Genomic DNA, 20,976 nt, shown 5'->3' on the forward strand with positions numbered 1-20,976 from the left:
CGATGGGCGGCATGGCAGCTCCCCCGTCTCCGGCACTGGCGAAGCGGCTCGCGGCCGTCGCCGGAGCGGCCGCGGCCCTCCTCGTGCTCGTCGTCCTGCTGCTCGGCCTGAGCCCGCTGGCGACGGCGGCGGCCGCGCTCGCGGTGGCGCTCGCCGTCGCCCTGTGGGCGGTGGCGCGGCTGCGCGGCGAGCGCACGCGGCTGCGGGCCGAGGTGCGCGACCTCGAGGTGGCGGCGCTGCTGCTCGCCGAGCGCATCCGCGTCGCCCGCGAGGTCCACGACCTGGTCTCGCACGGCCTGGGGATGATCACCGTGCGCGCTTCGAGCGCGCTGCACCTCGCCGGGCGGGACCCGGACGCGCTGGCGGCGGCGCTGGAGGACGTCGAGCGGACCAGCCGCGAGGCCACCGGCGGGCTGCGCCGCACGATCCAGGCCCTTCGCGATCCCGGCGAGGCGGCCGCGCTGCGTCCGGTGGAGTCGCTGGAGGCGCTCCCGGCGATCGTCGCGGGGGCCGAGGCCGCCGGGCTGGCGGTCGCGTACCGGCCCGGTGACCTGGCGGGCGTGCCGGCCAGCGTCCAGGCGACCGTGGTGGCCGTCGTGCGGGAGGGCCTCGCGAACGCCGCGCGCCACGCCGGGCCCACCGACGTGGCCGTCGATGTGGACGCCGACGGGGACGCCGTCACGGTGACCGTGCGGGACGCCGGTCCCGCCCCGGCCTGGCGCGCCCGGCCCGGCTCGGGCCACGGCCTCACCGGCCTGCGCGAACGCGTCGCCGCGCTCGGCGGCGCGCTCCACGCGGGCCCGGCGGCGGGCGGCTTCGAGCTGCGGGCGGTCTTCCCGGCGGCGGCCCCGTGACCGGCCCGACCGTCAGCGTGGTGCTCGTCGACGACCACGGCCTGCTGCGCGAGAGCCTTGCGGCCGTGATCGACTCCGATCCGCGGCTGCGCGTCGTCGGCCAGGCGTCCGACGGCGCCGAAGCGCTCGAGGTCGTGGGCGCGACCGCTCCCGACGTCGTCCTCATGGACGTCCGGATGCCCACTATGGACGGTCTGGAGGCGACGCGCCGCATCTGCGCCGACCCGGGCCTGGAGCGCACGCGCGTGATCGTGCTGAGCATGTTCGCGCTCGACGAGTACGTCCACCGGGCGCTGCGCAACGGCGCCAGCGGCTTCCTGCTCAAGGACGCCCGGCCCGCCGACCTCATCGACGCGATCAAGCGCACCCACGCCGCCGAGTCGCTGTTCGCGCCGAGCATCCTCACGCGGCTGGTGGAGCGCTACCTCGACGCCCCGCCGGGCCGGCCCGACGTCGGGCGCCTGGAGCGGCACCGGCTCACCGAACGCGAGACCGAAGTGCTCGCCCTGATCGGGAAGGGCCTGTCCAACGACGAGATCGCGGCGCACCTCCACCTGGCGGTGAAGACCGTGAAGCACCACATCTCGCACCTGCTCGCCAAGACCGCGTCGCGGGACCGGGCCCAGCTCGTCATCACCGCCTACGACGCCGGCCTGGTGCGGCCGCGGCCCGGCGCCGGCCCCGCGGCGTGAGCCGGTCCCGGCCGTCTCCGGCCGAAGCGGTCCGGATGCTCGCGGGCCCACTCGCCGGACGTCCTCGCCGGGCGCTTCGCGACGGTCTCACGGACACGAGGTCGCGGCCCGGTGGCCGGAAATGAACCCGGTTCAGGGTGCCGGGACCGGTCCCGGGCGCCGGCGGTTAGCGTGGCCGCCATGAACCGGCGCTCGCCCGACTATGTGGAGTCCGACGCTTCGATCAGGGTGCGCGGCCTCCTGTTCTGGCTGCTGAACGTCGCGACGCTCGCGGTCGCCGCGTGGCTGGCGGTCGCCGACCGCTCTCCGTGGCCGCCGCTGACGACGGCCGTGGTCGCGGGACTCGCAGCGTTCCCGTTGGGGCTGCTGGTCTTCTACGCCGCCGCGTCGTGGGGCAACCGCCTCAAGGGCGGCCTGGTCACCGGGGCGTTCAGCGGCTTCCTGGCGTACCAGATGCTCGACTGGGTCGACCCGGACTCGGCGCGCGACGCCTGGGTCGCGGTGGGGCTGTTCACGCTCGCACTGGCCCTGATCAGCTGGTGGGCGGGGCGGGCCGAACGGCGCGCGGAGGCGTCCTGAGCGGGGCGGGTCAGCCGGATCCGCGGCGCGCGGCGGCCTTCTTCGCCGTCTTCTTGGCGGTGCTCTTGCGGGCGGTCTTCTTGGCCGCCTTCTTCGCGGACTTGCGGGCGGCCTTCTTCGCCGGGGCGCGGTCGGGGTCGGCCCGCTCGACCGACTTCTCCAGCGCGTCGACCAGCGAGATCACCTTCGCCAGGCGCTCGGGCTTGGCCTTCGGCGCGGGCTTGCCGGCGCGCTTGGCCTCGATGAGCTCCTCCAGCGCGGCCTGGAAGTCGTCGCTGTACTCCTCGGGCCGCCACTCGCCGGTCTGCGCGTCGATGAGCACCTGTGCGAGCTCCATCTCCTTGGCCGAGAGCGACGCGTCCACGTCGAGGGCGGTCGGGAGCGTGACCTCGTCGGGCCACATCATCGTCTCCAGCACCAGCACGTCGTCGCGCGGGCGCACCGTCGCCAGCGACTCGCGCTGGCGCATCGTGAAGCGAACCAGCGCCACCCGGCCGGCGTCCTCGAGCGCCTGGCACAGCAGGGCGTACGGGCCGGTCTTGCCGTCGCCGGGGCCGAGGTAGTACGTCTTCTCGTAGTAGATCGGGTCGATCTGGTCGCCCGGGACGAACGCGAGGGTCTCGATCTCCCGGCTGCTCGGCTGCGGCAGGCTCGCCATGTCGTCCTCGTCGAAGAGGACGACGCCGCGCTTGGTCTCGACGCCCTTGACGATCTCCTCGCTCGGGACGACCTCGTCCTCGACCTCGCAGCGCTTCTCGTAGCGGATGCGGCCGGCGTCCTCGGCGTGGTACTGGTGCAGGTTGAGGTCGTGCGAGGACGTCGCCGAGTAGACCTTGACCGGGACTCTCACCAGCCCGAACACCAAGGTCGTGTTCAAGATCGACCGCATCGCCATGGACTCAGGATGACACCGGGCCTGGTGAGGCGGGTGTGAAAGATGAATATTCATCGGGCGTCGCCGCTGGTCGCGCACCCGGTCAGGCGCTCCAGTGCGGACGGGGCGGCCGGTCCGGGGACCGGCCGCCCCGGGTGGTCAGCGGGTCGGCGGCACCGGGCGCTGCGGGAGCGCGGTGGCGGCCAGGCCGCCCGGGACGTCCTCGTCAGGGCAGGTCAGGCCCGGCTGTGGGGCGGTGCCTTCGAGGAAGTAGCCGTTCACCGCCTCGGTGACGCACGAGCGGAACCCGTAGGCGGTGTGCTCGTAGCCCTCGTAGGTGATCAGGTGCCCGTCGGCCTGCTCGGACGCGGTGACCGACCACTCGTAGAGCGTGGCGGCGTCGTAGTGGTTGCCGATGAACACGATCGGGGGCGCCGAGCGGTGGACGTCGAGGTCGTCGAATCCGTTGCGGTGCCTGATGTTCGAGCCGAGGCAGGCGGTGACGCTGCCGGCGTACGGCGACCACTCCACGTTCGGGGAGTCGGCGGCCATGTCGGCGGCGATCTGCGCGAACTCCTCGTAGCCGTCGATCTCGTAGCCGAAGTCCTGGCACCAGGCCGGGTAGTACAGGTGCTCGACGAGCTCGGGCGCCTGGCGTCCGGCGGCGAGCGTCCCCGGCAGCGTCTCGCCGTCGCGCATCGCCGCGTACTCGACCGCGATCGAGGGCCACCAGTACTTCGAGGTGGTGTAGAAGGTGTAGAAGCTCGACAGGAAGTAGAAGTCGAGCTGGTCGCCGAAGTACGGGTCGATGAGGTCGCCGGCCCGGGCGCGCGCCTTCAGGTCCGCGTAGAGGGTCTCGACGTCCTCGCCGTACAGCGCGCACTCCGGAGTGGACTCGCACCAGTCCGCGAACTCGCCGAAGGTCTCCTCGACGATCGCGGTCTGGGAGCGCATGAACTCCCAGGTGGAGTCCTCGCTGTGGTCCATGTTGCCGTCCAGGACCATCGTGCGGATGTGGCGCGGGTACTTCTCGGCGTACTGCTGGCCCATGAGCGTGCCGTAGGAGAATCCGAGGAAGTTCAGGTCGCCCTCGCCAAGGGCGCGGCGGATGCGCTCCATGTCCTCGACGGTCTCGAGGTTGGAGACGCGGTCGAACAGGCGGCCGCTGTGCTCGCGGCAGTCGGCCGTCAGCGCGGCGTTCGCCGCGAGCAGGTCCTCGTACTGGGCCTCGCTCTCGGGGTACGGCACCGAGAAGGCGTCGATCAGCGCCTCCTCGCTGCACAGCACCTGGGTGGAGGTGTTGACGCCGCGCGGGTCGAAGCCGATGAGGTCGTAGCGCTCCGCGACCTCGCCGTCGAGGAGGTTGCCCGACTTGACGAAGTCGACGCCCGAGCCGCCGGGGCCGCCCGGGTTCATCAGGATCGAGCCGAGGCGCTCGTCGGGGTCGGTCGCCTGGCGGCGGGCCAGGCCGATCTCGATCTTCTCGCCCCAGGGGCGGTTGTAGTCGAGGGGCACTTCGATGCTCGCGCATTCGACGCCTTCGGCGGGGTCGACGTCAGGGCAGGGCGCCCAGTCGATGCCGCGGCCGTGCCCGGCGGCGGCCGCCTGGGGTCCGGCGGCGACGAGGGTCGCGGTGAGGAGCGCCGACGCCGCGGCGGCGGCGAGGGCGCGTGGGGTGACTCGCATACTGGATTCCGTCCAGTCGAAGGGAACCCGGACACATCTGGGGGTCCAGTCCAGGTGTTCAGTTCCACTCGCGATTCTATGCGAGGACGGCTCGGCCCGGGGTCCCCGGCGGCGGCCGCACCGCGTCCGCCGGGCCCCGCACCGCACGGCGTCTCCGACCGCGACACCGCTGTGCGGACCCGGTCCGCCGCCGGACGCCATGTCCCTTCAAGCGGGGTGCTCCGGCCGACTCGCGGCCCCGACCTGCGATTAAACCGTCGCCAATCGGCGGCTAAACGAACCCGGGCAGGCTGAGAGGGCGTCGAAGGTGCCCGGTGGGTCCAGGGATATCGGTTCCGAGATGCGCTCGGGCCGGGGCGTTCGCCCCGGCCCGGACTTCACATCGGGAGCACGCTAGGAGTCTGTCCCCACGGTGCGCGCGAAACACGCCAGACGCGAGTTCAGGTGGCCGTTCCTCGCCGCGGCCCTCGCCGCGGCGGTTCTGGCCGCGGTCGCACTGCGCTACGGCCCCTTCGCGACCGACGACGGCGGCAGCGGCGGCGCGGCGACCGCCGAACCACCATCGCCCACTGTGGACTCCTCGTCGGCGCCCGACCCGGAGGAGCTGCGCCTCGCCGCCGAGACCGAGCTCCAGCGCCGGCTCGACGAGGCCCTCACCGAGTACACCGAGGGGCTCGGCGACGCCAACTTCTACGCCTCCGTCGCCGTGGACGACGGCGAGTTCCACCTCTCGCACCACGGCGACGACCAGCACGAGTCCGCCTCGATCGTCAAGACCGAGATCCTCGCCATGATGCTGCTCGAGTACGGCACGGTCGACCAGATCCCCGACTGGGCCATGGCCGCGGCCGAGAAGATGATCCGGGACTCCGACAACGACGCCACCAACGAGATCTTCTTCGGCTGCTGGGACGACCCGCACGCCGAGATCCGGCGGGCCCACGTCGACTTCGGCCTGCACGACACCGAACCCCACGAGGGCGAGCGCTGGGGCCAGACGCTGACCACCGCGAACGACCAGCTGACCATGCTCCGCACCGCGCTCTTCGAGGGGATGCTTACCGCCGAGCAGACCGAGGTGGCCCGCGATCTCATGGGCGACCTCGCCCCCTCGCAGCAATGGGGCGTCGACGCGGCGGCCGCTGACGGCGAGACCGTGTGGATGAAGAACGGCTGGGACACCCGCGAAGCGGTCGACGGCGAATGGGTGGTCAACTCGATCGGCGTCATCGCCGGCGACACCGACCGTCCGATCACGATCGCGGTCCTCACCGGCGGCTCGGTCTCCCATGAGGAGGGCATCGAGCGCGTCGAGGACCTCGCGCGCACCGCCCGCGACATCATCGACGCAGGCCCCGCCCTGACCGGCCCCTGAGACGAATCCACGTGCGGCCCCGACTTCGACCGGCGCTCCTCCCCCAATCCCGGTCCCCCGGAAGGGGAGTCGGGGCGGGGAGGAGAAGACCGCGGGCGGCGTCGGGCGGAATCGCAGGCCGGCCTTGCATGGAGGCGCTGGCCGCCCGAAGGGGACGGTGCGGCAGCGGGAGGCGATTCCTAGGATGTCCGCATGGACCCCACCGACTTCCAGATCGAGCGAGCCCTGATGCGGTCGAGCGCCGCTGAGTTCGCGCTCACGGTCGCCACGTGCCTGGTGATCGTATTGGGCCTGGCCGGCATCGCGGTGGCCGACGGCCGGGCCGTGCTCGTGCTCCTCTGCGCGACGATCACCGCGGCGGCGCTGCTGTTCGGCGCCTCGGCGATGCTCCGGCTGAGCCGCGCGAGGCTGCTCCTGGCTTGGCGCCGCGACTCGCGGTGGGATCCGCCGGATTCCGGCCCGGGCGCCCGTGATCCGGGACCGCGCGGCTCGGAGGGCCCCGGCGGCGTCAGCCGACCGAGCGCTTGACGAGTTCCGTGATCCGCTTCTCGACGGCCGGGGTGATCTCCTTGAGCGCGAACGCGGTCGGCCACATCTCGCCGTCGTCGAGGGCGGCCTCGTCGTTGAACCCGAGCGTCGCGTAGCGGGCCTTGAACTTCTGCGCGCTCTGGAAGAAGCAGACGACCTTGCCGCCCCGGGCATACGCGGGCATCCCATACCAGGTCTTGGGGGTCAGCTCCGGCGCGTGCTCGGTGACGATCGCGTGGAGGCGCTCGGCGAGTGTGCGGTCATCGCCCTCCATCTCGGCGATCTTCTCCAGGACGTCGCGCGTGCCGTCGGCCTTGCTGGACCGCTTGCCGCGGCGCTGCTCCTTCTTCAGCTCCTCGGCGTGGTCCTTCATCGCCGCGCGCTCCTCCTCGGAGAACCCGACCGAGCTCTTGGCGGCGGCGGTCTTGGCGGTCGTCTTGGCGGTGGTCTGCTTCGCGGTCATCACTGGCTCCTCTTGGTTCGATGTGATGATTCGATGCTAGTTTTCGCCGCTGACCTGCGCTTCTCGATTCGTGATCGATGTCAGGAGCCGGGGCCGGGCTCGTCGCCGCGGCGCGCTCGCATGCGATCGAGCAGGTCGCGGTCCTCGGTCATCATCCGGAGCTGGAGACGGAGGAGCCGTTCGAGCACCTCGGGCGAGCCCGCGCGGGCGGTCTCGCGGGCGCGGTCGTAGGCGGCGGTGATCGCCGCCGCGAGGTCGGCCGGCGCGGCGTCCTCGGCGGCGGGGAGGAACTCGACGCCGACCAGTTCGCCCCCGATCGTGACGGTCACGGCCACTTCCCCGCCCTCGGACTCGATCCGGACGCTGGCGGCGTCGATGAGGCTCCGCACGGGGCGGGCCTGCTCGTCGAGCTTGGCCATCTGGTCGCGGAAGCCGCCCATGAAGGCGGCGAAGTCGAACTCGGGGACCGCGTGGTTCCCCGGCTGGGCGGGTCCCGGGGCGTCGTCGGGGGTCTCGTTCACGGTGGCTCCTCGCTCAGGCCGGTGCGCGGGGCGACAGTACCCCAGCGGCCGAACGGGCCTCGACCGGACGGTGGTGAGGCCAGCCCCACCCCGCATGCGGCAGCCTGCGGCAGTGCGCCGCAACGGAACCGTCCGTAGCGTCGGAAGCATGTCCCACACCCCCTCCCCCGCTGCGGCCGACACGGCCGCCGCCCGCCCCGCCGCCTACGCGCTCACGCACGGCGGCCGCCGCTGGCACCGTCCACTCGTGGCACTCGCCGCCGCCGGCGGCGCAGTTGCGCTGTTCTCCCTCGCCGCCATGCCGTTCGACGACCGCACGCTCCTCGGCGAGAGCGTCTGGTCCAAGCCGTTCAAGTTCGGGTTCGCGTTCTTCGCCTACGCCCTCAGCCTCGCATGGCTCCTGTCGCACCTGACGCGGCTGCGGCGCACCGGCTGGGTCGTCGGCACCGGGTTCGCCGTCGTCGGCCTGGTCGACTTCGCGGTGGTCGTCGCGGCCGCCGCGGCCGGGACCTTCAGCCACTTCAACGGCGCCGACACCCCGCTGAACCAGCTGGTGCAGTTCGCGTTCGACTTCGTGCCCGTCCTGTTCCTGACGAGCGCCGCGATCGGGGTCATCGTCCTGTTCCAGCGCGTCGGCGATCGCGCCGTGACCGCCGTGGTCCGGTGGGGGCTGGCGCTGGCGAGCCTCGGCATGCTCGCCGCGATCTTCATCCTCGCCGTCGCCGATCAGCCGGACCGCACGCAGGTCGACGCCAACGGCGACCAGGTCCCGCTCAGCGGCGGCCACGGCGTGGGCGACCCGGACGGCAGCGGCATGTTCCTCACCGGCTGGTCGACCACCGGCGGCGACCTGCGCGTCTCCCACTTCATCGGGCTGCACGGCATCCAGGTCCTCATCGGACTCGCGATGCTGCTGAGCCTGCTCGCCGCGGGCCGGGCCTGGCTCCGCGACGACCGGGTGCGCGCCGGGATCGTCCGCTGGTTCGCGCTCGGCTACTCCGGCGTCTTCGTGACGACGGTGTGGCAGGCGGCGCGCGGTCAGGCGTTCACCGCTCCCGACGCGGCGACCCTCGCCGCGTTCGCCGCCTCCGTTCTCGTTGCCGTCCTTGGCATCGCGGTCACGGTCGCCCGTGCCCGCAGCGCCGCGCGGGTTTAGCCCTCTTCTTCGATGGCCGCGAGCGCGGACGAGAGTTCGCGCAGCACGGCGAGGGCCTCGGCGGCGCGGTCGTCGCCGAGGACCTCGCAGAGCCGGTCCGCGAACGCCGCGTGGGCGGGGTCGATGCGGCGGACCGCGTCGAGGCCCTGCCGCGTGGGGGCGACCAGCTTGGCGCGGCGGTGGGCCGGGTTCGGGCGGTACTCGACCATCCCGTTGGCGGCCAGCAGGTCCGCGATGCGCTGCACGCTCTGGCGCGTGATGCCCATCTCGCGGGCGATGCCGGCCACCGGGAGCGGTGTCTCGAGGACCGCGCCGAGCACCTGCCAGTGCGCGGCCGTCAGGCCGGCCGGCGTCGCGAGCGCGTCGGCCACGTCGAGGAACTGGCCGTTGAGCTTGAAGACGGTGAGCGCCATGCCCGAGAGCAGCTCCTGCCTGGTGCTCACGCGGCCGCGCCCATGAGCTCGTAGAAGCCGGCCGGGTCGTTCCGGCCGTACAGCTTGTACCAGGACGCGAGCACGCCGGGCGTGTAGAGGTCGAGCGCGGTGAAGACCTCGCGGGCGAAGTCGACCGGGGCGGTGCCGGACGCGGTGATGAGGCCGCGGTCGGTGACCGCGGGGGCGTCGCAGTACAGGTCGCCGCCCGTGGAGCCGAACGCCTCGGTGAACTCGCGGGCGTTGCTGGTGTGGCGGCGGTCGTCGAGGAGGCCCGCGGCGGCGAGGCCGCCCGTGGCCCCGCAGATCGCCGCGACCGGCACGCCGGCTTCCAGGAACGCCCTGGCCGCCTTGGCGAACGGCGCGTTGCCGCCCGTGAGCCAGGTGCCGGCGCCGGGGAGGATGAGCATCGCGCTGCCGGCCGGGGTGAGCTCGTCGAGCGCGATGTCGGGAGTGATGCGCAGGCCGCCCATGCTCGTGACGGCGTCGCGGGTCGCCCCGACGGTCACCACCTTGAACCGGCCCGGTTCCCGCTGCCATTCGCCGTTGTTGATGTGCGCGGTCGCGTATCCGACCTCCCAGTCGGCCAGATCGTCGTAGACCGCCATGTGCACGTGCCGAACCATGTTCCCCGCTCCTTCGTGAATCTCTTGACAGCATACTACCAAGTTGACAACATGCTGTCAAATGACATGGAGCGCTGTCCCTGCCGGGTCGAACACCGTGAACCCGTTCGTGATCGCCGACGCGGCCGGGGAGCTGATCGAGTTCCTGACGGCCGCCTTCGAGGCCGAGGCCCGCACGCTCGACGCCGACGGGCTCATCCTGCACGTCGAGCCGTGCGCGGCGTTCCGCCCCGGACTAGGCCCCGGGGCGGAGTCCGGGCACGATCGCCGAGCGGCCGTCCCAGGCGCCGTGCTCGGACAGGGGCCGGAAGCGCATGGTGGTGAACTCGCGGTGGAAGTCGCGCCGGTCGCGTTCGGCCATCGCCTCGTGGTGGAGGCGGGCGGTCGGGCCTTCGCCGCGGCCGAAGACCATGCCGGTCATCGCGCGGGCGCTGGTCCAGACGGAGAACGTGGCGACCGTCCGGACCGGTCGCATCGCGGCGAGCGCGAGCGTGGTCTCGGGGTGGTCGCGGACCTGGCGTTCGACGGGCCGGCCCCAGTGGAGGAAGCGCGGCAGCTCGGGCAGGCGCATGCGGGCGACGGTCACGGCGACGACGGGTTCGGCCGGGTCGGTGCGCGCGGCGGTCTCGGGCAGGTGCGCGAGCTCGCTGAGCGTGCCCCACCGGCGCAGGAACGCGAGCCGCACATGCCATCCCTCGGCGAGCGTCCGGCCGAAGGGCCGCTCGGTGAGGAACGCCGCCAGCGCGTCCTCGTCGGCCCATTCGGCGAACACCGCGAGGTGGCGCACCCGCATCCGCCGCGGCGACACCACCGGCGCGCCGAGCTCCATCCCGGCGAGGACTTCGATGTGGCGCAGCCCGGGCGCAGACGGCGCCCGCAGCAGCGCACCGGCCGCCTGGCCCAGCGGCGCCCGCACGAGATGGAAGGAGTGCATGCCCATAAGTGGAATCAAACCCGAGGAAGCGCCGAAGCGCCAGTGCCGGGTCTGGCCGGGCGGGCCCGTCCACCGGTCACGACGCCACCGCCGCTCGGCGGTCCAGGCGCGCTCCGGTTCGTGGGCGCGGCGGCGCGACCGCTTGATCGACCGGCGAGGTCAGCCGCAGCCCGGGGCGAAGTACTCGGCCGCGGTCGCCTCGACGAAGTCCCAGTCCGCGTCCATCAGGTTCGTCGGGTGCCACACGGCGTCGTAGTCGCATCCGTTCTGCGAGGAGACGCGGAACGGCTGGCCGTCCAGGTCGACCACGAGCGTGAACTGCTCGCCCCCGGCTTCGACGTCGAGTGCGAGCACGAACTCGTACGCGACGCCCCCGCCGTACTCCTCGGCGATGACGAACGTGACGTCCAGCGTCTGCTTGTCGGCCTTGGTGACTTCGATGACCTGGGACTGAAAGTACTTCTGGTCCTCGAGGTAGAGATGGGGCCATTCGCTGTCGTAGACGAAAGGCCCCGGGTCGGGGGCGTTGAGGAGATAAGCCATCTGGTCGACCTCGACCCCGGCGCACGGCGAGGGGATCAGCAGTGGACCGTCGACCGGGTCGGCGACCGTCACCTCCGTCGCCCGGACATTGAGGACGGTGAAGGTCTCGTCGGTCTCGGCGGCCAGGGTGAGCCGTGCGGTGAACGCTTCGTCGGCGGCGCCTCCGCCGGCCATGGCCTGTGCGGCGATCGTGTCGGCGTAGACGGTGAAGTTCCCATCGGTCACGTCGTCTCGGTTCAGCGAGACGGCACTGCCCGGCGGGACGACGACCTCGCTGCACTCGGCACTGACGCCGACGAGTGTGGCTGTGAGGCCGAGCGCCGGTTCAGCTGCGGCGGTGGTCGCCTCCGCCTCGGTGGCCGAAGGGACGGTCGACGACGGGCTCGGTTCTTGGAGCGTTCGCAGATTGCCTATGGCGGTGACACCGGTGTTGAACAGGGTGAGGAGCAGCGTCAGACCGCCGGCGACCGCCGCTGTGATGCCCCAGGCCTTCGCCGGGTGCTTTCTCAGCCAGGACCGGATGCGGCGGCGGCCCGGTGGCGGCGTGCCACCGGTGTGGAACTCGGGGTCGTTGTACAGATCGCTTCGGTGCTGGGGTGTGGCCACGTGCGCTCCAGACGGGACGGCTGATCCACCGGTCCGAGACCATCTGCGTCAGTGACGAACCGATCACGACATTCTATCGATGCTCAGCGTTCCCGGGGTCCTGCGCAGTCGCGCCGGGTCCGGGCCCTGCTCACGCAATGACGACCGGATCGCGGACGCCGATCGCGGGTGGTCAGTCGTCGAGGACCTTTTCGGCTATGTCGCCGAGGGTCCGCAGTTCGGCGGGGGTGAGGCGGTCGATGAGGTGGCGGCGGACCGAGGCGACGTGGCCGGGGGCGGCGTCCTGGATGGCGGTGCGGCCGGCGGCGGTCAGGGCGACCACGGTGCCGCGGGCGTCGTCGGGGTCGTCGTCGCGAGTGACGAGGCCGCGCTGCTCCATCCGGCCGAGGTGGCGCGAGAGGCCGCTGCGGGTCCACAGGAGCCGTTCGCTGAGCTCGCCGACGCGGAGGCGCTGGTCGTGCGGTTCCGACAGGATCGAGAGGACGTCGTAGTCCTGCTCGGAGAGGCCGGCGTCGGCGGCGAGGTCGCGGTTGACGCGGAGGTCGAGGAGGCGGCGCATCCGGCGGTAGCCGAGCCAGGCGCGCATCTCGGCGGCGGTGAGCCAGCGGGGTTCGGTCATGGCTTCACGATAGCCGATAGTTGACATGTAACCGATCTTCGCGCTAGATTTTCGGTTACATGTAACTGATCTTTGGAGTCCTGCCATGACCGCCGCGCCCCGGTTCCTCGTCCTCTGCGCTTCCACCCGCCCCGGCTCGCTCAACCGGCGGCTGGCCGAGACCGCCGCGCACCGGCTGGAGTCCGAGGGCGCCGAGGTGCGGCTCGTCGACCTGGACGACTACGCGGTGCCGCTCTACCGGGGCGGAATCGAGCTGGTCGACGGCATCGCCGAGGGCGCCCGGCGGTTCGCCGCCGACCTGGAGCGGCACGACGGCCTCGTCCTCGTCTCCCCCGAGTACAACCACTCGATGCCCGGCGCGCTCAAGAACCTCCTCGACTGGGTCTCGCGCATCAAGCCGTGGCCGACCTCGGAGGTGCCCGCCCTGCTCATGTCGGCCTCCCCCGGCGCCCTCGGCGGGGCCCGCGGCCTGGCGGCACTCAGGATCACGTTGGCGAGCAACGGCATGCACGTGCTCGACACCGAGTTCGCCCTCCCCGCCGCCGACCGCGCGCTCACCGGGCACGGCTTCGCCGAGCCCGAGGAGGACGACCGCCTCGACGCGGCGGTGAAGGCCCTCCTCGCCGCGGTGTGACCTGAAGCGCGGCCGCGGTCGCGCCGCCGCCCGGGCGCTGTCAGGGCCCGCGGCGGGGCGACACCAGGCCGGACTCGTAGGCGGCGATCACGAGTTGGGCGCGGTCGCGGGCGTGGAGTTTCGCCATGGCGCGGTTGACGTGGGTCTTCGCGGTCATGGGGCTGATCGCCATGCGCTCGGCGACGGCGTCGTTCGAGAGCCCTTGGGCCACCAGGACCACCGCTTCGCGCTCGCGGCCGGTCAGCTCGGCGAGGGCGCCGGGGTCCGGCGCCGGGGGCTGGGCGACGTAGCGGGCGATGAGCCTGCGGGTGATCGAGGGGGCGAGGAGGGCGTCGCCGCGGGCGGCCACGCGGACCGCGTGGACGAGGTCCTCGGGCTCGACGTCCTTGACGAGGAAGCCGGTCGCGCCGGCGCGCAGGGCGTCGAGCACGTACTCGTCGAAGCCGTAGTTGGTCAAGACGACCACGCGCACCCGGTCGAGCTCCGGATCGGCGGCGATGCGGCGGGTCGCGGCGATGCCGTCGACGAGCGGCATCCGAATGTCGATGAGCGCCACGTCGGGCCGCAGCTCCCGGGCGAGCGCGAGGCCGCGCTCGCCGTTGCCGGCCTCGGCCACGACCTCGATGTCGGGCTCGAGTTCGAGGAGCGCGCGGAAGCCGCTGCGCATGAGCGGCTGGTCGTCCACGAGGAGCACGCGGATCATGCGGACCGCTCCACGGGCAGGTCCGCGGCGACCCGGAAGCCGCCGCCGTCCCGCGGGCCCGCGTCGAGGCGGCCGCCGAGGGCCGCGACGCGTTCGCGCATGCCGATCAGGCCCATGCCGGGCGCGGGGACGAGACCGGGGGCGGCGCGCCCGTCGTCCTCGATCCGGATCGCGAGGAGGTCCGGCCGGTATCCGATGTCGACGGAGGCGCCGGACGCGCCGGCGTGGCGGGCGGTGTTGGTGAGCGCCTCCTGGACGATGCGGTAGGCGGTGCGGCCCAACGCTTCCGGGACGGCGAAGCGGTCGCCGTCGACGGTCAGCACGGCGTCCAGGCCCATCGCGCGGGCCCGCTCGACCAGCTCGGGGAGGTCGTCGATGCCGCGGGGCGGGCTCGTGTCGTCGTCGCGGAGCGCCTCCAGGGTCGCGCGCAGTTCGCGGCTCGCCTCGCGGCCGGCCGTCTGGATCGCCAGCAGCGCGTCGGAGACCGGCTCGCCGGACCGGCGGGCGAGGTGGACGGCGACCTCGGCCTGGACCTTGATGACCGAGATCTGGTGGGTGAGCGAGTCGTGGAGCTCCCGGGCGATGTGGAGCCGCTCCTCGTCGGCGCGGTGCCGGGCGGCCTCCTCGCGGGTGCGCTCGGCCTCGTCGGCGCGCCGCTCGGCCTGCCGCAGCGCCTCCCCCGCCGCGGCCGCGGCGACCAGCCACGCGATCTGCATCGCGTCGCGGCCCTGCGCGAGCGCCGCGGCGAGGTCGTCCACACCGGAGGCCATGGCCGCCAAGGGGAGTGCGGCGATCATCCCGACGGCGGCCGCGACCGCGGCGAGGCGGCGCCCTTCACGGAACGCGGCGTAGACGGCGAACAGGAAGGCGACGGCGGCGACGTCGAACCCGAGCGCCTGGTAGCCGGCGGCGCACAGCCCGGTCGCGGCCAGGACCCGCACCGGCGCCCGCCGCCCCGCGTACAGGACCAGGCCGCTCGCCGCGAGCAGCGCGTACGCGACGGCGCCGAGTCCGGTCGCGCCGTGGCCGCCCGCCCAGGCGGTGCCGGTGAGCAGGAGCGCCACCCCGGCGGGGACCGCCCAGTCCCGGGCCGCGGACGCCGCGACCGCCCTTCGCATTCCCATGCCGCGAACTCTAACGAGATCGCGGCGCGTGCGACAGCGCCGAGCGGCCGAATCGCCGCCTACTGCGGACGCGGTAGTCCGGGCCGGACCTGCCGCGTCCGCAGCAGGCGGGCACCGCGGGCGCGGCAGCGCGAAAAGCCGCCTCCGGACGGACGTGGAGCGGCCCCGCGGCGGCGACGATCGGAGCGGAACCGCAACTCACGAACGGAGACCACGCCATGTCCGCACCCCGAGCCTCGCTCACACCGCTCACCGTGCTCGCCGGGGCCGCAGCGCTCGTGCTGCTCACGGCCGCACCCGCTGCCGCAGCCGACACGCTGGCCGCCTACGACATCCAGGACCGGGGGCCCTCGATCGCGGCCGACCTGGTAGCGCTCCTCAGCGTCGGCTCCGGCGCGCTCGCCTTGCGGCGCAGCAGGAACCGCGGCGCCGGACGCATCGCCGCGCTGGTGGCGCTCGCAACGGCGGCGGTCGCCATCGCGATCGCAGCTGTGGCCCTGGCGATCGCCGACGGCGGCCCCGGCACCGGGAACGGCGTCGTCGGGTCGGCCCTCGCGATCCTCCTCGGCCTCGGTGGCCTCGCGCTGGGCGCGGCGGCCTGGAAGCGGTCGAAGCGGACCGCGGTCCAGGGCGGCTAGGGCGTGTCTCATGACCCGGGCGAGGCCGCATCGGAGTCCAGGTGTTCGCCAGCCAGGCGCCTGGTCACCGGGGCGGCAACCGGGCCGGTTCGGCAACGCGGCGAGCGGACGAACGGACCGGATGCGGACCGCCCGGGTCATGGGACACGCCTTGGGCCTGGTCCGGTTCCGGTGTTCCCTATAGGAGCGCCGGAACCGGTCCGGCGGGATGCGGCGTCCGGTGGGAGGGTCCGCTCAGGCGGGGGTCTTCTGCGTGAGGGCGCAGCGCCAGGAGTCGCCGCTGCGGACCCACAGGTCGCTGATCCACTCGTCGGTCGCGTACGGCTCGCCTTCCCAGGAGCCGGTGCTGCGGCGGCGGGCCGTCACCAGGAGCGCGTCGCCCGCGGCGAGCGTGCGTTCGGGGCCGGCCGCGGCCATGGAGTGGTGCGCGAGCCGGCCCGAGGCGATCCACGCGGTCAGCTCGGCCTTGGTCACCATGCCGTCGGGTCCGACGTAGACCCAGTCGTCGGCCAGGAACCCGGCGATCTCGTCGGCGTCGTTGCGGACCAGGGCCGCGTCGAAGGCGACGGCCACGGCGCCGACCTCGGATTCGATGGACATGCCGCCTCCAGCGGGTTCGGGGACCCTCCGAGTCTGGCACCGCCCACCGACATCGCGGTCACGGCGCGAGGCCGACGCCGGTGTGCGCCGCGAGGGACCGGAGCAGTTCGTCCTGGAAGCGCTCGTCGTGGACGGCCGGATGCGTGCCCTGGAGGCGCTGGTGGAACCAGTACCCGCCGCTCGCAAGCGCTTCGGGGCCGTCCGATGTGGCCAGCCAGACCTGGGTGACGTGGGCCAGGTCGAGGTCGTCGGGCGCTCCCGCGCCGCCCATGCGGGTGGGCACCCAGCCGGGGTCGACGGCGTGGGCGATCGTGTCGGGCCAGCGCCGTGCGACCGCGGCCGTGAAGGCGGTGAGGAACAGCTTGCTGTCCGAGTACGAGCCGGTCGATCTGGTTCCGGCCCAGTCGATCCCGGCCAGGTCGGCTCGGCCGCCGCGGTGCATGCCGCTGCTGAGGTAGATCAGCCGCGCGGGCCGCTCCACGGCGGCGGTGAGCAGGTAGGGCGCGACGACGTTGACCGGCAGGACGGTGCGGCCGGTCATGGTGGCCGCGTTGTGGATCACGGCGTCGAAGCGGCCCAGGCGGTTCGCCTGTTCGGCGAGGTCGCGGACCTCCTCGATGCGGGCGAGGTCGCCGACGACGACCTCTGCGCCGCGATCGGTGAGGTCGCGGACGGCCTGGAGCCGGGCCGCGGTGCGGGCGTGCACGGCGACTTGGTGGCCGTCGTCGAGGAGCTGCGCCGCGGTGGCCTTGCCGATGCCGTCGGTCGAGCCGGTGATGAGGATGCGTGCGATGGCGGGACTCCGGTTCCTGTCTCGGGTGTCGGGTCCACCTTCCCATTCGCGGAGCCGGTCCTTCAGGCCGCGTTGGTATTCAACTCATCGGTTGACAACGAGGGCGCGCGGCGCTACGGTCGTGTGCAACCGATGAGTTGAGGACGAGTGGTGGACGAGAGCACGCAGCGGCTCGACCGGGTGTTCGCGGCGCTGGCCGATCCGACCCGGCGCGGGCTCGTGGCCCGGCTGGCCGTCTCGGACGCGTCCGTGGGCGAGCTGGCCGAGCCCTACGACGTGAGCTTCCAGGCGATCTCGAAGCACGTCAAGGTGCTCGAGGAGGCCGGCCTGGTGACCCGCAGCAGGGACGCGCAGCGCCGGCCGGTCCACTTGAACACGGAGGCGCTCGGCCTGATGACGACGTGGATCGAGCGCTACCGGCGCGAGGCCGAGGAGCGCTACCGCCGCCTCGACGACCTGCTGGCCGCGACGGCCGGGGACGGCGAGGCGCGCCGCCCCGAGGAGAAGGAGACGCCATGACCGGGCACGAGACGGCGATCGAGGCCGGTACCGAACTGCCGACGATCGCGATCATCCGCGAGTTCGACGCGCCGCCCGAGCGGGTCTTCCGCGCCCACGTCGACCCCGACCTCTTCGCGCGCTGGATCGGCCCGCGCTCGATGACCACGAGGATCGTGCGCTGGGACGCCCGCACCGGCGGCGAGTGGGCCTTCGCCAGCGACCGCAGCGGCGAGGAGGTCGCGGCGTTCTTCGGCAGCTTCCACGAGGTGCGGCCGAACGAGCGGATCGTGCGGACCTTCACCTACACCGGCGACCCAGACCGCACCGCGCTCGAGACGTTGACCTTCGAGGCGGTCGAGGGCGGGCGCACCCGGCTGCGCGCCGTCAGTCTCGCGCAGGACTTCGCGACCCGCGACGGGATGCTCGCCGGCGGCATGGAGACCGGGGTCGGCGAGGGCTTCGGCAAGCTCGACGAGCTCCTTGTCGAGAACGAGGTCCCCGACGACCCGTCCGGCCGGCACCGCCATGACGCCGCGCGGTTCACCGCCCTGGTCGAGTCCGCGACGGCCGCGGACTGGACGCGGCCCAGCCCGGTCGCCGGGTGGACCGCACTCGATGTGGTGAAGCACCTGGTCGAGTGGCCCCGCGACTTCCTCAAGGGCGCCGGGATCGAACTGGAGCCTCTCGACGTCGAGGCCGACCCGGCCGCCGCCTGGCGGCGGCACGTGCGCGAGATCCAGGCGATCGTGGACGACCCCGCCGGGCGGGTGCTCAGCAACCCGCACACCGGCGACACGCCCGTGGACGAGGCGATCGACCGGTTCTACACGGCCGACGTCTGGATGCACTCCTGGGACCTGGCGAAAGCGCTCGGCCGCGAGCCGGACCTCGGACGCGAACGCTGCAAGGCCGCGCTCGCGGCCATGCAGCCGATCGAGCGGATGCTGCGCGACAGCGGCCAGTTCGGCCCGGCCGTGCCGGTGCCCGACGACGCCTCGCCGCAGGACCGGCTGGCGGCCTTCATCGGCCGCGACCCGGCGTGGACGCCCGAGGGCTGAACACCCAGCCCAGCGCGGTCGTCCGCGTCAGTCGGCTCGGGCGCCTTCGAGGACCGCCCGGCCGCTGCGCAGGAACGAGGCCGAGATGCGGGCCGGTTCGTCGAGGTAGCCGGCGACCATGACGCCGTCGCGCAGGAGCATGAGGTCGTCGGCGACCTCCGCGGCGCGGTCGGGGCCGAGCGGGGCGGCCAGGGAGGCGAAGGCGGACTTGGTCCAGCGGCGGTGCGCGTCCACGGTGCGCCGCACCGGGGTGTCCGGATCGGGGTACTCGGCGGCGGCGTTGATGAACGGGCAGCCGCGGAAGCCGGGGGCGCAGGCGAGCAGGCCGATCTGCTCGGCCATGAGGCGCAGCACCGCTTCGGGGTCGCCGCCCCCCTGCTCGATCGCCGCGCCGAGCCCTTCGCGCTCCAGCAGGGCGCGGCCCTCCAGGTACGCCACCACGAGTTCGTCCTTGCTCTTGAAGTGGCGGTAGAACGTGACCTTCGTCGTGCCGGCGGCCTCGATGACCTTGTCGACGCTCACCGCGCGCAGGCCGTCGGCGTAGAACAGCCGGGTCGCGGCCTCAGTCAGGCGGTCGCGCATCGAGGTCTTCACGGTCGCGATCATACGTCTCCTCCCCTCCGGCGGGCGATGGCCGGGATTGACGGTGCGACGCCCTCCATGTAGAGTGACTAGTCAGTCTACCTTGTTCGAAGGACACCGCCATGACCGCTGACCTCACCGCCCGTCCGACCGGGCTCGCCACCGCGCTCCGCAACCTGTACTACGTCCGCTTCGGCTTCGCCGCCGCCTGGGCGGGCCTGCTCGCCACGACCGGCGCCGAGCTCGGCCCGCTCGCCGTCACCCTGCTCGTGGTCTACCCGCTGTTCGACGTGGCCGCGGCCGTCGTCGACTTCCGGTCCTCCCGGGAGGACCGGCCCGCGGCCGGCCTGTACGCGAACATGGCGCTGAGCCTGCTCGCCGCGGCCGGCCTGGCCGCCGCGGCGACGGCCGGGCTCCCCGCGGTGCTCCGCGTCTGGGGCGCCTGGGCGATCACCGCCGGGATCGTGCAGCTCGCCGTCGCGATCGGGCGACGCCGGCTCGGCGGCCAGTGGCCGCAGATCCTCAGCGGCGGCCTATCGACGGTCGCCGGCACGGCCTTCATCCTCCAGGCGGGCACGGACGCGGCCTCGCTGACCAGCCTCGCCGGGTACGCCGCCGTCGGCGGCGTCTTCTTCCTCGTCTCGGCGCTGCGTCTCCACCGCGCCGCAAGGAGCGCTCGAACCTGAGTCACGCTCGCCAGGCCCCGCCTCCCGCGCGCCGGAGGCGGGGCCTCCGTGCCTCCCGGAGGCGCGGCCCCGTGCCTCCGGCCGCGTTAGAGTCCGTGTCAGGGCGCGGAAGTCCGCGCCGCGGAAGGAGATCGGTATGGCTCAGGACGAGCGGGAGCGGGTCGTGGTCGGCGTCGACGGGTCGGCGGCCTCGATCCGGGCCCTGCGGTGGGCGATGCGGTACGCGGAGCGGACCGGCGCGTCGATCGACGCGGTGCACGTGTGGCAGGTGCCGACCGCGTACGGGAGCCCGGTGGAGCCGGTGCCGGGCGAGGACTTCGCCGAGACGGGCCAGCGCGCCCTGAACGGCACGGTGGACCAGGAGCTGGGCGACCGGAAGGACCTGGAGATCCGCCGGATCGCCCAGGGCGGGCACCCGGCGGAGGTGCTGGTCGAGCGCTCGAAGGAGGCCGACCTGCTGGTGGTCGGCAGCCGCGGCCAGGGCGGTCTCAAGGGCGCGCTCATCGGGTCGGTGAGCCAGCGGTGCGTCACGCACGCGGCCTGCCCGGTGGTGGTGATCCGCGCCGAGGACTGACCCGAGGCCCGGCGCTGCGGCTCACTCGCCGCGGTAGATGAGGACCGGGCAGCGGGCGTGGGTGACGCAGTACTGGCTGACCGAGCCGAGGACGGCGCCGACGAAGCCGCCGTGGCCGCGCGAGCCGACCACGAGCAGGGTCGCGTCGGCGGCGGCCTCGAGCAGCACCTTCGCCGCGTGCCCCTCCTGGACGATGCGCTCGACGGTCACCTGCGGCCGGGCGGCGGCGGCCTCGCGGACGGTCCGTTCGAGGGTGTCGCGGGCCGACTCGGCGAACTCGGCCGCGGGCAGCACCATCGCGGCGGCGCCGTAGTTCGCGGGGACCTGCCATGCCTGGACGGCCGTCACCGGCAGGTCCATCGCGGCCGCGTACGCGAGCGCCCACTCCAGCGCCCCGCGCGAGGAGTCCGATCCGTCGATGCCGACGACGACGCGCCCGCGCCGCTCGGGGTTCGTCCGCTCGCTGTCCGGCATCGCCGGCTCCTTCCTCTCAGCGCGCCCCGCGGGCCGGGGCCGGAGGTCCGACCGGGCGTCGGCGATCGCGGCTCGCGTTCACGGTCCGACCGTAACAGCCGGGGCGAGCGCCGCCGGTCGGA

The 20,976-nt window shown here is 73.3% G+C and carries 26 protein-coding genes and 3 pseudogenes; 13 read left to right on the top strand and 16 right to left on the bottom strand.

Annotation, left to right across the window (positions count from 1 at the left end):
- Positions 1-11 precede the first annotated feature (11 nt).
- The 3 genes from EIW28_RS01800 (at position 12) to EIW28_RS01810 (ending at position 2,125) form a co-directional block, all read left to right on the top strand.
- A complete protein-coding gene (locus EIW28_RS01800; RefSeq protein WP_158630254.1) occupies positions 12-854 on the top strand; it encodes a sensor histidine kinase in 843 nt (280 codons plus the stop codon).
- 17 nt (positions 855-871) lie between these two features.
- Positions 872-1,546, top strand: coding sequence for a response regulator transcription factor (locus EIW28_RS01805; RefSeq protein WP_408612182.1), 675 nt, complete (start codon positions 872-874; stop codon positions 1,544-1,546).
- A 180-nt stretch (positions 1,547-1,726) separates the two neighbouring features.
- Positions 1,727-2,125, top strand: coding sequence for a hypothetical protein (locus EIW28_RS01810; RefSeq protein WP_125246006.1), 399 nt, complete (start codon positions 1,727-1,729; stop codon positions 2,123-2,125).
- Positions 2,126-2,135: 10 nt separating this feature from the next.
- Here EIW28_RS01810 and ku read toward each other — a convergent pair whose 3' ends face one another.
- From ku to EIW28_RS25570, 3 genes and pseudogenes are all read right to left on the bottom strand, one after another.
- Entirely contained in the window at positions 2,136-3,020 is an 885-nt protein-coding gene (gene ku, locus EIW28_RS01815) for a non-homologous end joining protein Ku (protein ID WP_158630255.1), read from the bottom strand.
- Positions 3,021-3,158: 138 nt separating this feature from the next.
- A complete protein-coding gene (locus EIW28_RS25565) occupies positions 3,159-3,698 on the bottom strand; it encodes an alpha/beta hydrolase (protein ID WP_408612183.1) in 540 nt (179 codons plus the stop codon).
- 183 nt (positions 3,699-3,881) lie between these two features.
- A pseudogene (locus tag EIW28_RS25570) lies at positions 3,882-4,361 on the bottom strand (alpha/beta fold hydrolase); the annotation flags it as partial.
- Between the two features lie 736 nt (positions 4,362-5,097).
- On the opposite strand from EIW28_RS25570, the gene EIW28_RS01825 reads away from it, so the two are divergent.
- Together EIW28_RS01825 and EIW28_RS01830 are read left to right on the top strand one after the other, a co-directional pair.
- A complete protein-coding gene (locus EIW28_RS01825; protein WP_125246009.1) occupies positions 5,098-6,060 on the top strand; it encodes a serine hydrolase in 963 nt (320 codons plus the stop codon).
- Positions 6,061-6,252: 192 nt separating this feature from the next.
- Positions 6,253-6,588 carry a hypothetical protein gene (locus EIW28_RS01830; RefSeq protein ID WP_125246010.1) on the top strand — a complete coding sequence of 112 codons (336 nt, stop codon included), beginning with the start codon at positions 6,253-6,255 and terminating at the stop codon, positions 6,586-6,588.
- Here EIW28_RS01830 and EIW28_RS01835 read toward each other — a convergent pair.
- Complete coding sequence (locus EIW28_RS01835) at positions 6,569-7,051, bottom strand: iron chaperone (protein ID WP_125246011.1); 483 nt, start codon at positions 7,049-7,051, stop codon at positions 6,569-6,571. The two genes, EIW28_RS01830 and EIW28_RS01835, sit on opposite strands and share 20 nt — an antisense overlap.
- 80 nt (positions 7,052-7,131) lie before the next feature.
- Positions 7,132-7,572 (bottom strand): YbaB/EbfC family nucleoid-associated protein, encoded by a 441-nt coding sequence (locus EIW28_RS01840; protein ID WP_158630257.1) that lies wholly within the window; start codon positions 7,570-7,572, stop codon positions 7,132-7,134.
- Positions 7,573-7,720: 148 nt separating this feature from the next.
- On the opposite strand from EIW28_RS01840, the gene EIW28_RS01845 reads away from it, so the two are divergent.
- Positions 7,721-8,728: a hypothetical protein gene (locus EIW28_RS01845; RefSeq protein ID WP_125246013.1), complete on the top strand. Its 1,008-nt coding sequence runs from the start codon at positions 7,721-7,723 to the stop codon at positions 8,726-8,728.
- On the opposite strand, the gene EIW28_RS01850 is transcribed toward EIW28_RS01845, so the two are convergent.
- The 5 genes from EIW28_RS01850 to EIW28_RS01870 form a co-directional block, all read right to left on the bottom strand.
- The gene (locus tag EIW28_RS01850) at positions 8,725-9,141 is read right to left on the bottom strand and encodes a MarR family winged helix-turn-helix transcriptional regulator (RefSeq protein ID WP_125246692.1); all 417 of its coding nucleotides are present in this window, start codon (positions 9,139-9,141) and stop codon (positions 8,725-8,727) included. The two genes, EIW28_RS01845 and EIW28_RS01850, sit on opposite strands and share 4 nt — an antisense overlap.
- Positions 9,142-9,167: 26 nt before the next feature.
- Complete coding sequence (locus tag EIW28_RS01855) at positions 9,168-9,785, bottom strand: DJ-1/PfpI family protein (RefSeq protein ID WP_125246014.1); 618 nt, start codon at positions 9,783-9,785, stop codon at positions 9,168-9,170.
- A 235-nt stretch (positions 9,786-10,020) separates the two neighbouring features.
- Positions 10,021-10,725 (bottom strand): hypothetical protein, encoded by a 705-nt coding sequence (locus EIW28_RS01860; protein WP_125246015.1) that lies wholly within the window; start codon positions 10,723-10,725, stop codon positions 10,021-10,023.
- Between the two features lie 153 nt (positions 10,726-10,878).
- Positions 10,879-11,868, bottom strand: coding sequence for a hypothetical protein (locus EIW28_RS01865; RefSeq protein WP_125246016.1), 990 nt, complete (start codon positions 11,866-11,868; stop codon positions 10,879-10,881).
- A 172-nt stretch (positions 11,869-12,040) separates the two neighbouring features.
- Positions 12,041-12,487: a MarR family winged helix-turn-helix transcriptional regulator gene (locus EIW28_RS01870; RefSeq protein WP_125246017.1), complete on the bottom strand. Its 447-nt coding sequence runs from the start codon at positions 12,485-12,487 to the stop codon at positions 12,041-12,043.
- 85 nt (positions 12,488-12,572) lie between these two features.
- Here EIW28_RS01870 and EIW28_RS01875 point away from each other — a divergent pair, with 85 nt between their 5' ends.
- Entirely contained in the window at positions 12,573-13,121 is a 549-nt protein-coding gene (locus EIW28_RS01875) for an NADPH-dependent FMN reductase (protein ID WP_125246018.1), read from the top strand.
- A gap of 40 nt (positions 13,122-13,161) precedes the next feature.
- Here the strand turns inward: EIW28_RS01875 and EIW28_RS01880 are convergent, their stop codons facing one another.
- Together EIW28_RS01880 and EIW28_RS01885 are read right to left on the bottom strand one after the other, a co-directional pair.
- Positions 13,162-13,824 carry a response regulator gene (locus EIW28_RS01880; RefSeq protein ID WP_125246019.1) on the bottom strand — a complete coding sequence of 221 codons (663 nt, stop codon included), beginning with the start codon at positions 13,822-13,824 and terminating at the stop codon, positions 13,162-13,164.
- Positions 13,821-14,948, bottom strand: a complete 1,128-nt coding sequence (locus EIW28_RS01885) for a sensor histidine kinase (protein WP_125246020.1) — start codon at positions 14,946-14,948, stop codon at positions 13,821-13,823. Before EIW28_RS01885 ends, EIW28_RS01880 begins: the two co-directional genes overlap by 4 nt.
- A gap of 218 nt (positions 14,949-15,166) precedes the next feature.
- Between EIW28_RS01885 and EIW28_RS01890 the strand changes: the two genes are divergently transcribed.
- Positions 15,167-15,586: a DUF6223 family protein gene (locus EIW28_RS01890; protein WP_125246021.1), complete on the top strand. Its 420-nt coding sequence runs from the start codon at positions 15,167-15,169 to the stop codon at positions 15,584-15,586.
- 234 nt (positions 15,587-15,820) lie between these two features.
- Here the strand turns inward: EIW28_RS01890 and EIW28_RS01895 are convergent, their stop codons facing one another.
- Complete coding sequence (locus EIW28_RS01895; protein WP_125246022.1) at positions 15,821-16,186, bottom strand: nuclear transport factor 2 family protein; 366 nt, start codon at positions 16,184-16,186, stop codon at positions 15,821-15,823.
- A 58-nt stretch (positions 16,187-16,244) separates the two neighbouring features.
- Positions 16,245-17,045 carry an SDR family NAD(P)-dependent oxidoreductase gene (locus EIW28_RS01900; protein WP_197717085.1) on the bottom strand — a complete coding sequence of 267 codons (801 nt, stop codon included), beginning with the start codon at positions 17,043-17,045 and terminating at the stop codon, positions 16,245-16,247.
- An 84-nt stretch (positions 17,046-17,129) separates the two neighbouring features.
- Between EIW28_RS01900 and EIW28_RS01905 the strand changes: the two genes are divergently transcribed.
- The 3 genes and pseudogenes from EIW28_RS01905 to EIW28_RS25580 form a co-directional block, all read left to right on the top strand.
- Positions 17,130-17,498 (top strand): ArsR/SmtB family transcription factor, encoded by a 369-nt coding sequence (locus tag EIW28_RS01905; protein ID WP_125246024.1) that lies wholly within the window; start codon positions 17,130-17,132, stop codon positions 17,496-17,498.
- A pseudogene (locus tag EIW28_RS25575) lies at positions 17,495-17,968 on the top strand (SRPBCC family protein); the annotation flags it as partial. The gene EIW28_RS01905 and the pseudogene EIW28_RS25575, both read left to right, overlap by 4 nt.
- An 18-nt stretch (positions 17,969-17,986) precedes the next feature.
- Positions 17,987-18,538, top strand: a pseudogene (locus EIW28_RS25580) (TIGR03086 family metal-binding protein); the annotation flags it as partial.
- Between the two features lie 27 nt (positions 18,539-18,565).
- Here EIW28_RS25580 and EIW28_RS01915 read toward each other — a convergent pair.
- Positions 18,566-19,144 (bottom strand): TetR/AcrR family transcriptional regulator, encoded by a 579-nt coding sequence (locus EIW28_RS01915; RefSeq protein WP_125246026.1) that lies wholly within the window; start codon positions 19,142-19,144, stop codon positions 18,566-18,568.
- Between the two features lie 98 nt (positions 19,145-19,242).
- Between EIW28_RS01915 and EIW28_RS01920 the strand changes: the two genes are divergently transcribed.
- Together EIW28_RS01920 and EIW28_RS01925 are read left to right on the top strand one after the other, a co-directional pair.
- Positions 19,243-19,806, top strand: a complete 564-nt coding sequence (locus EIW28_RS01920; protein WP_125246027.1) for a hypothetical protein — start codon at positions 19,243-19,245, stop codon at positions 19,804-19,806.
- A 136-nt stretch (positions 19,807-19,942) separates the two neighbouring features.
- A complete protein-coding gene (locus tag EIW28_RS01925; protein ID WP_125246028.1) occupies positions 19,943-20,380 on the top strand; it encodes a universal stress protein in 438 nt (145 codons plus the stop codon).
- Between the two features lie 21 nt (positions 20,381-20,401).
- Here the strand turns inward: EIW28_RS01925 and EIW28_RS01930 are convergent, their stop codons facing one another.
- Positions 20,402-20,854 carry a universal stress protein gene (locus EIW28_RS01930; RefSeq protein WP_125246029.1) on the bottom strand — a complete coding sequence of 151 codons (453 nt, stop codon included), beginning with the start codon at positions 20,852-20,854 and terminating at the stop codon, positions 20,402-20,404.
- Positions 20,855-20,976 lie beyond the last annotated feature (122 nt).

The sequence above is a fragment of the Glycomyces terrestris genome, assembly GCF_003933745.1.
Lineage (GTDB): Bacteria > Actinomycetota > Actinomycetes > Mycobacteriales > Micromonosporaceae > Glycomyces > Glycomyces terrestris.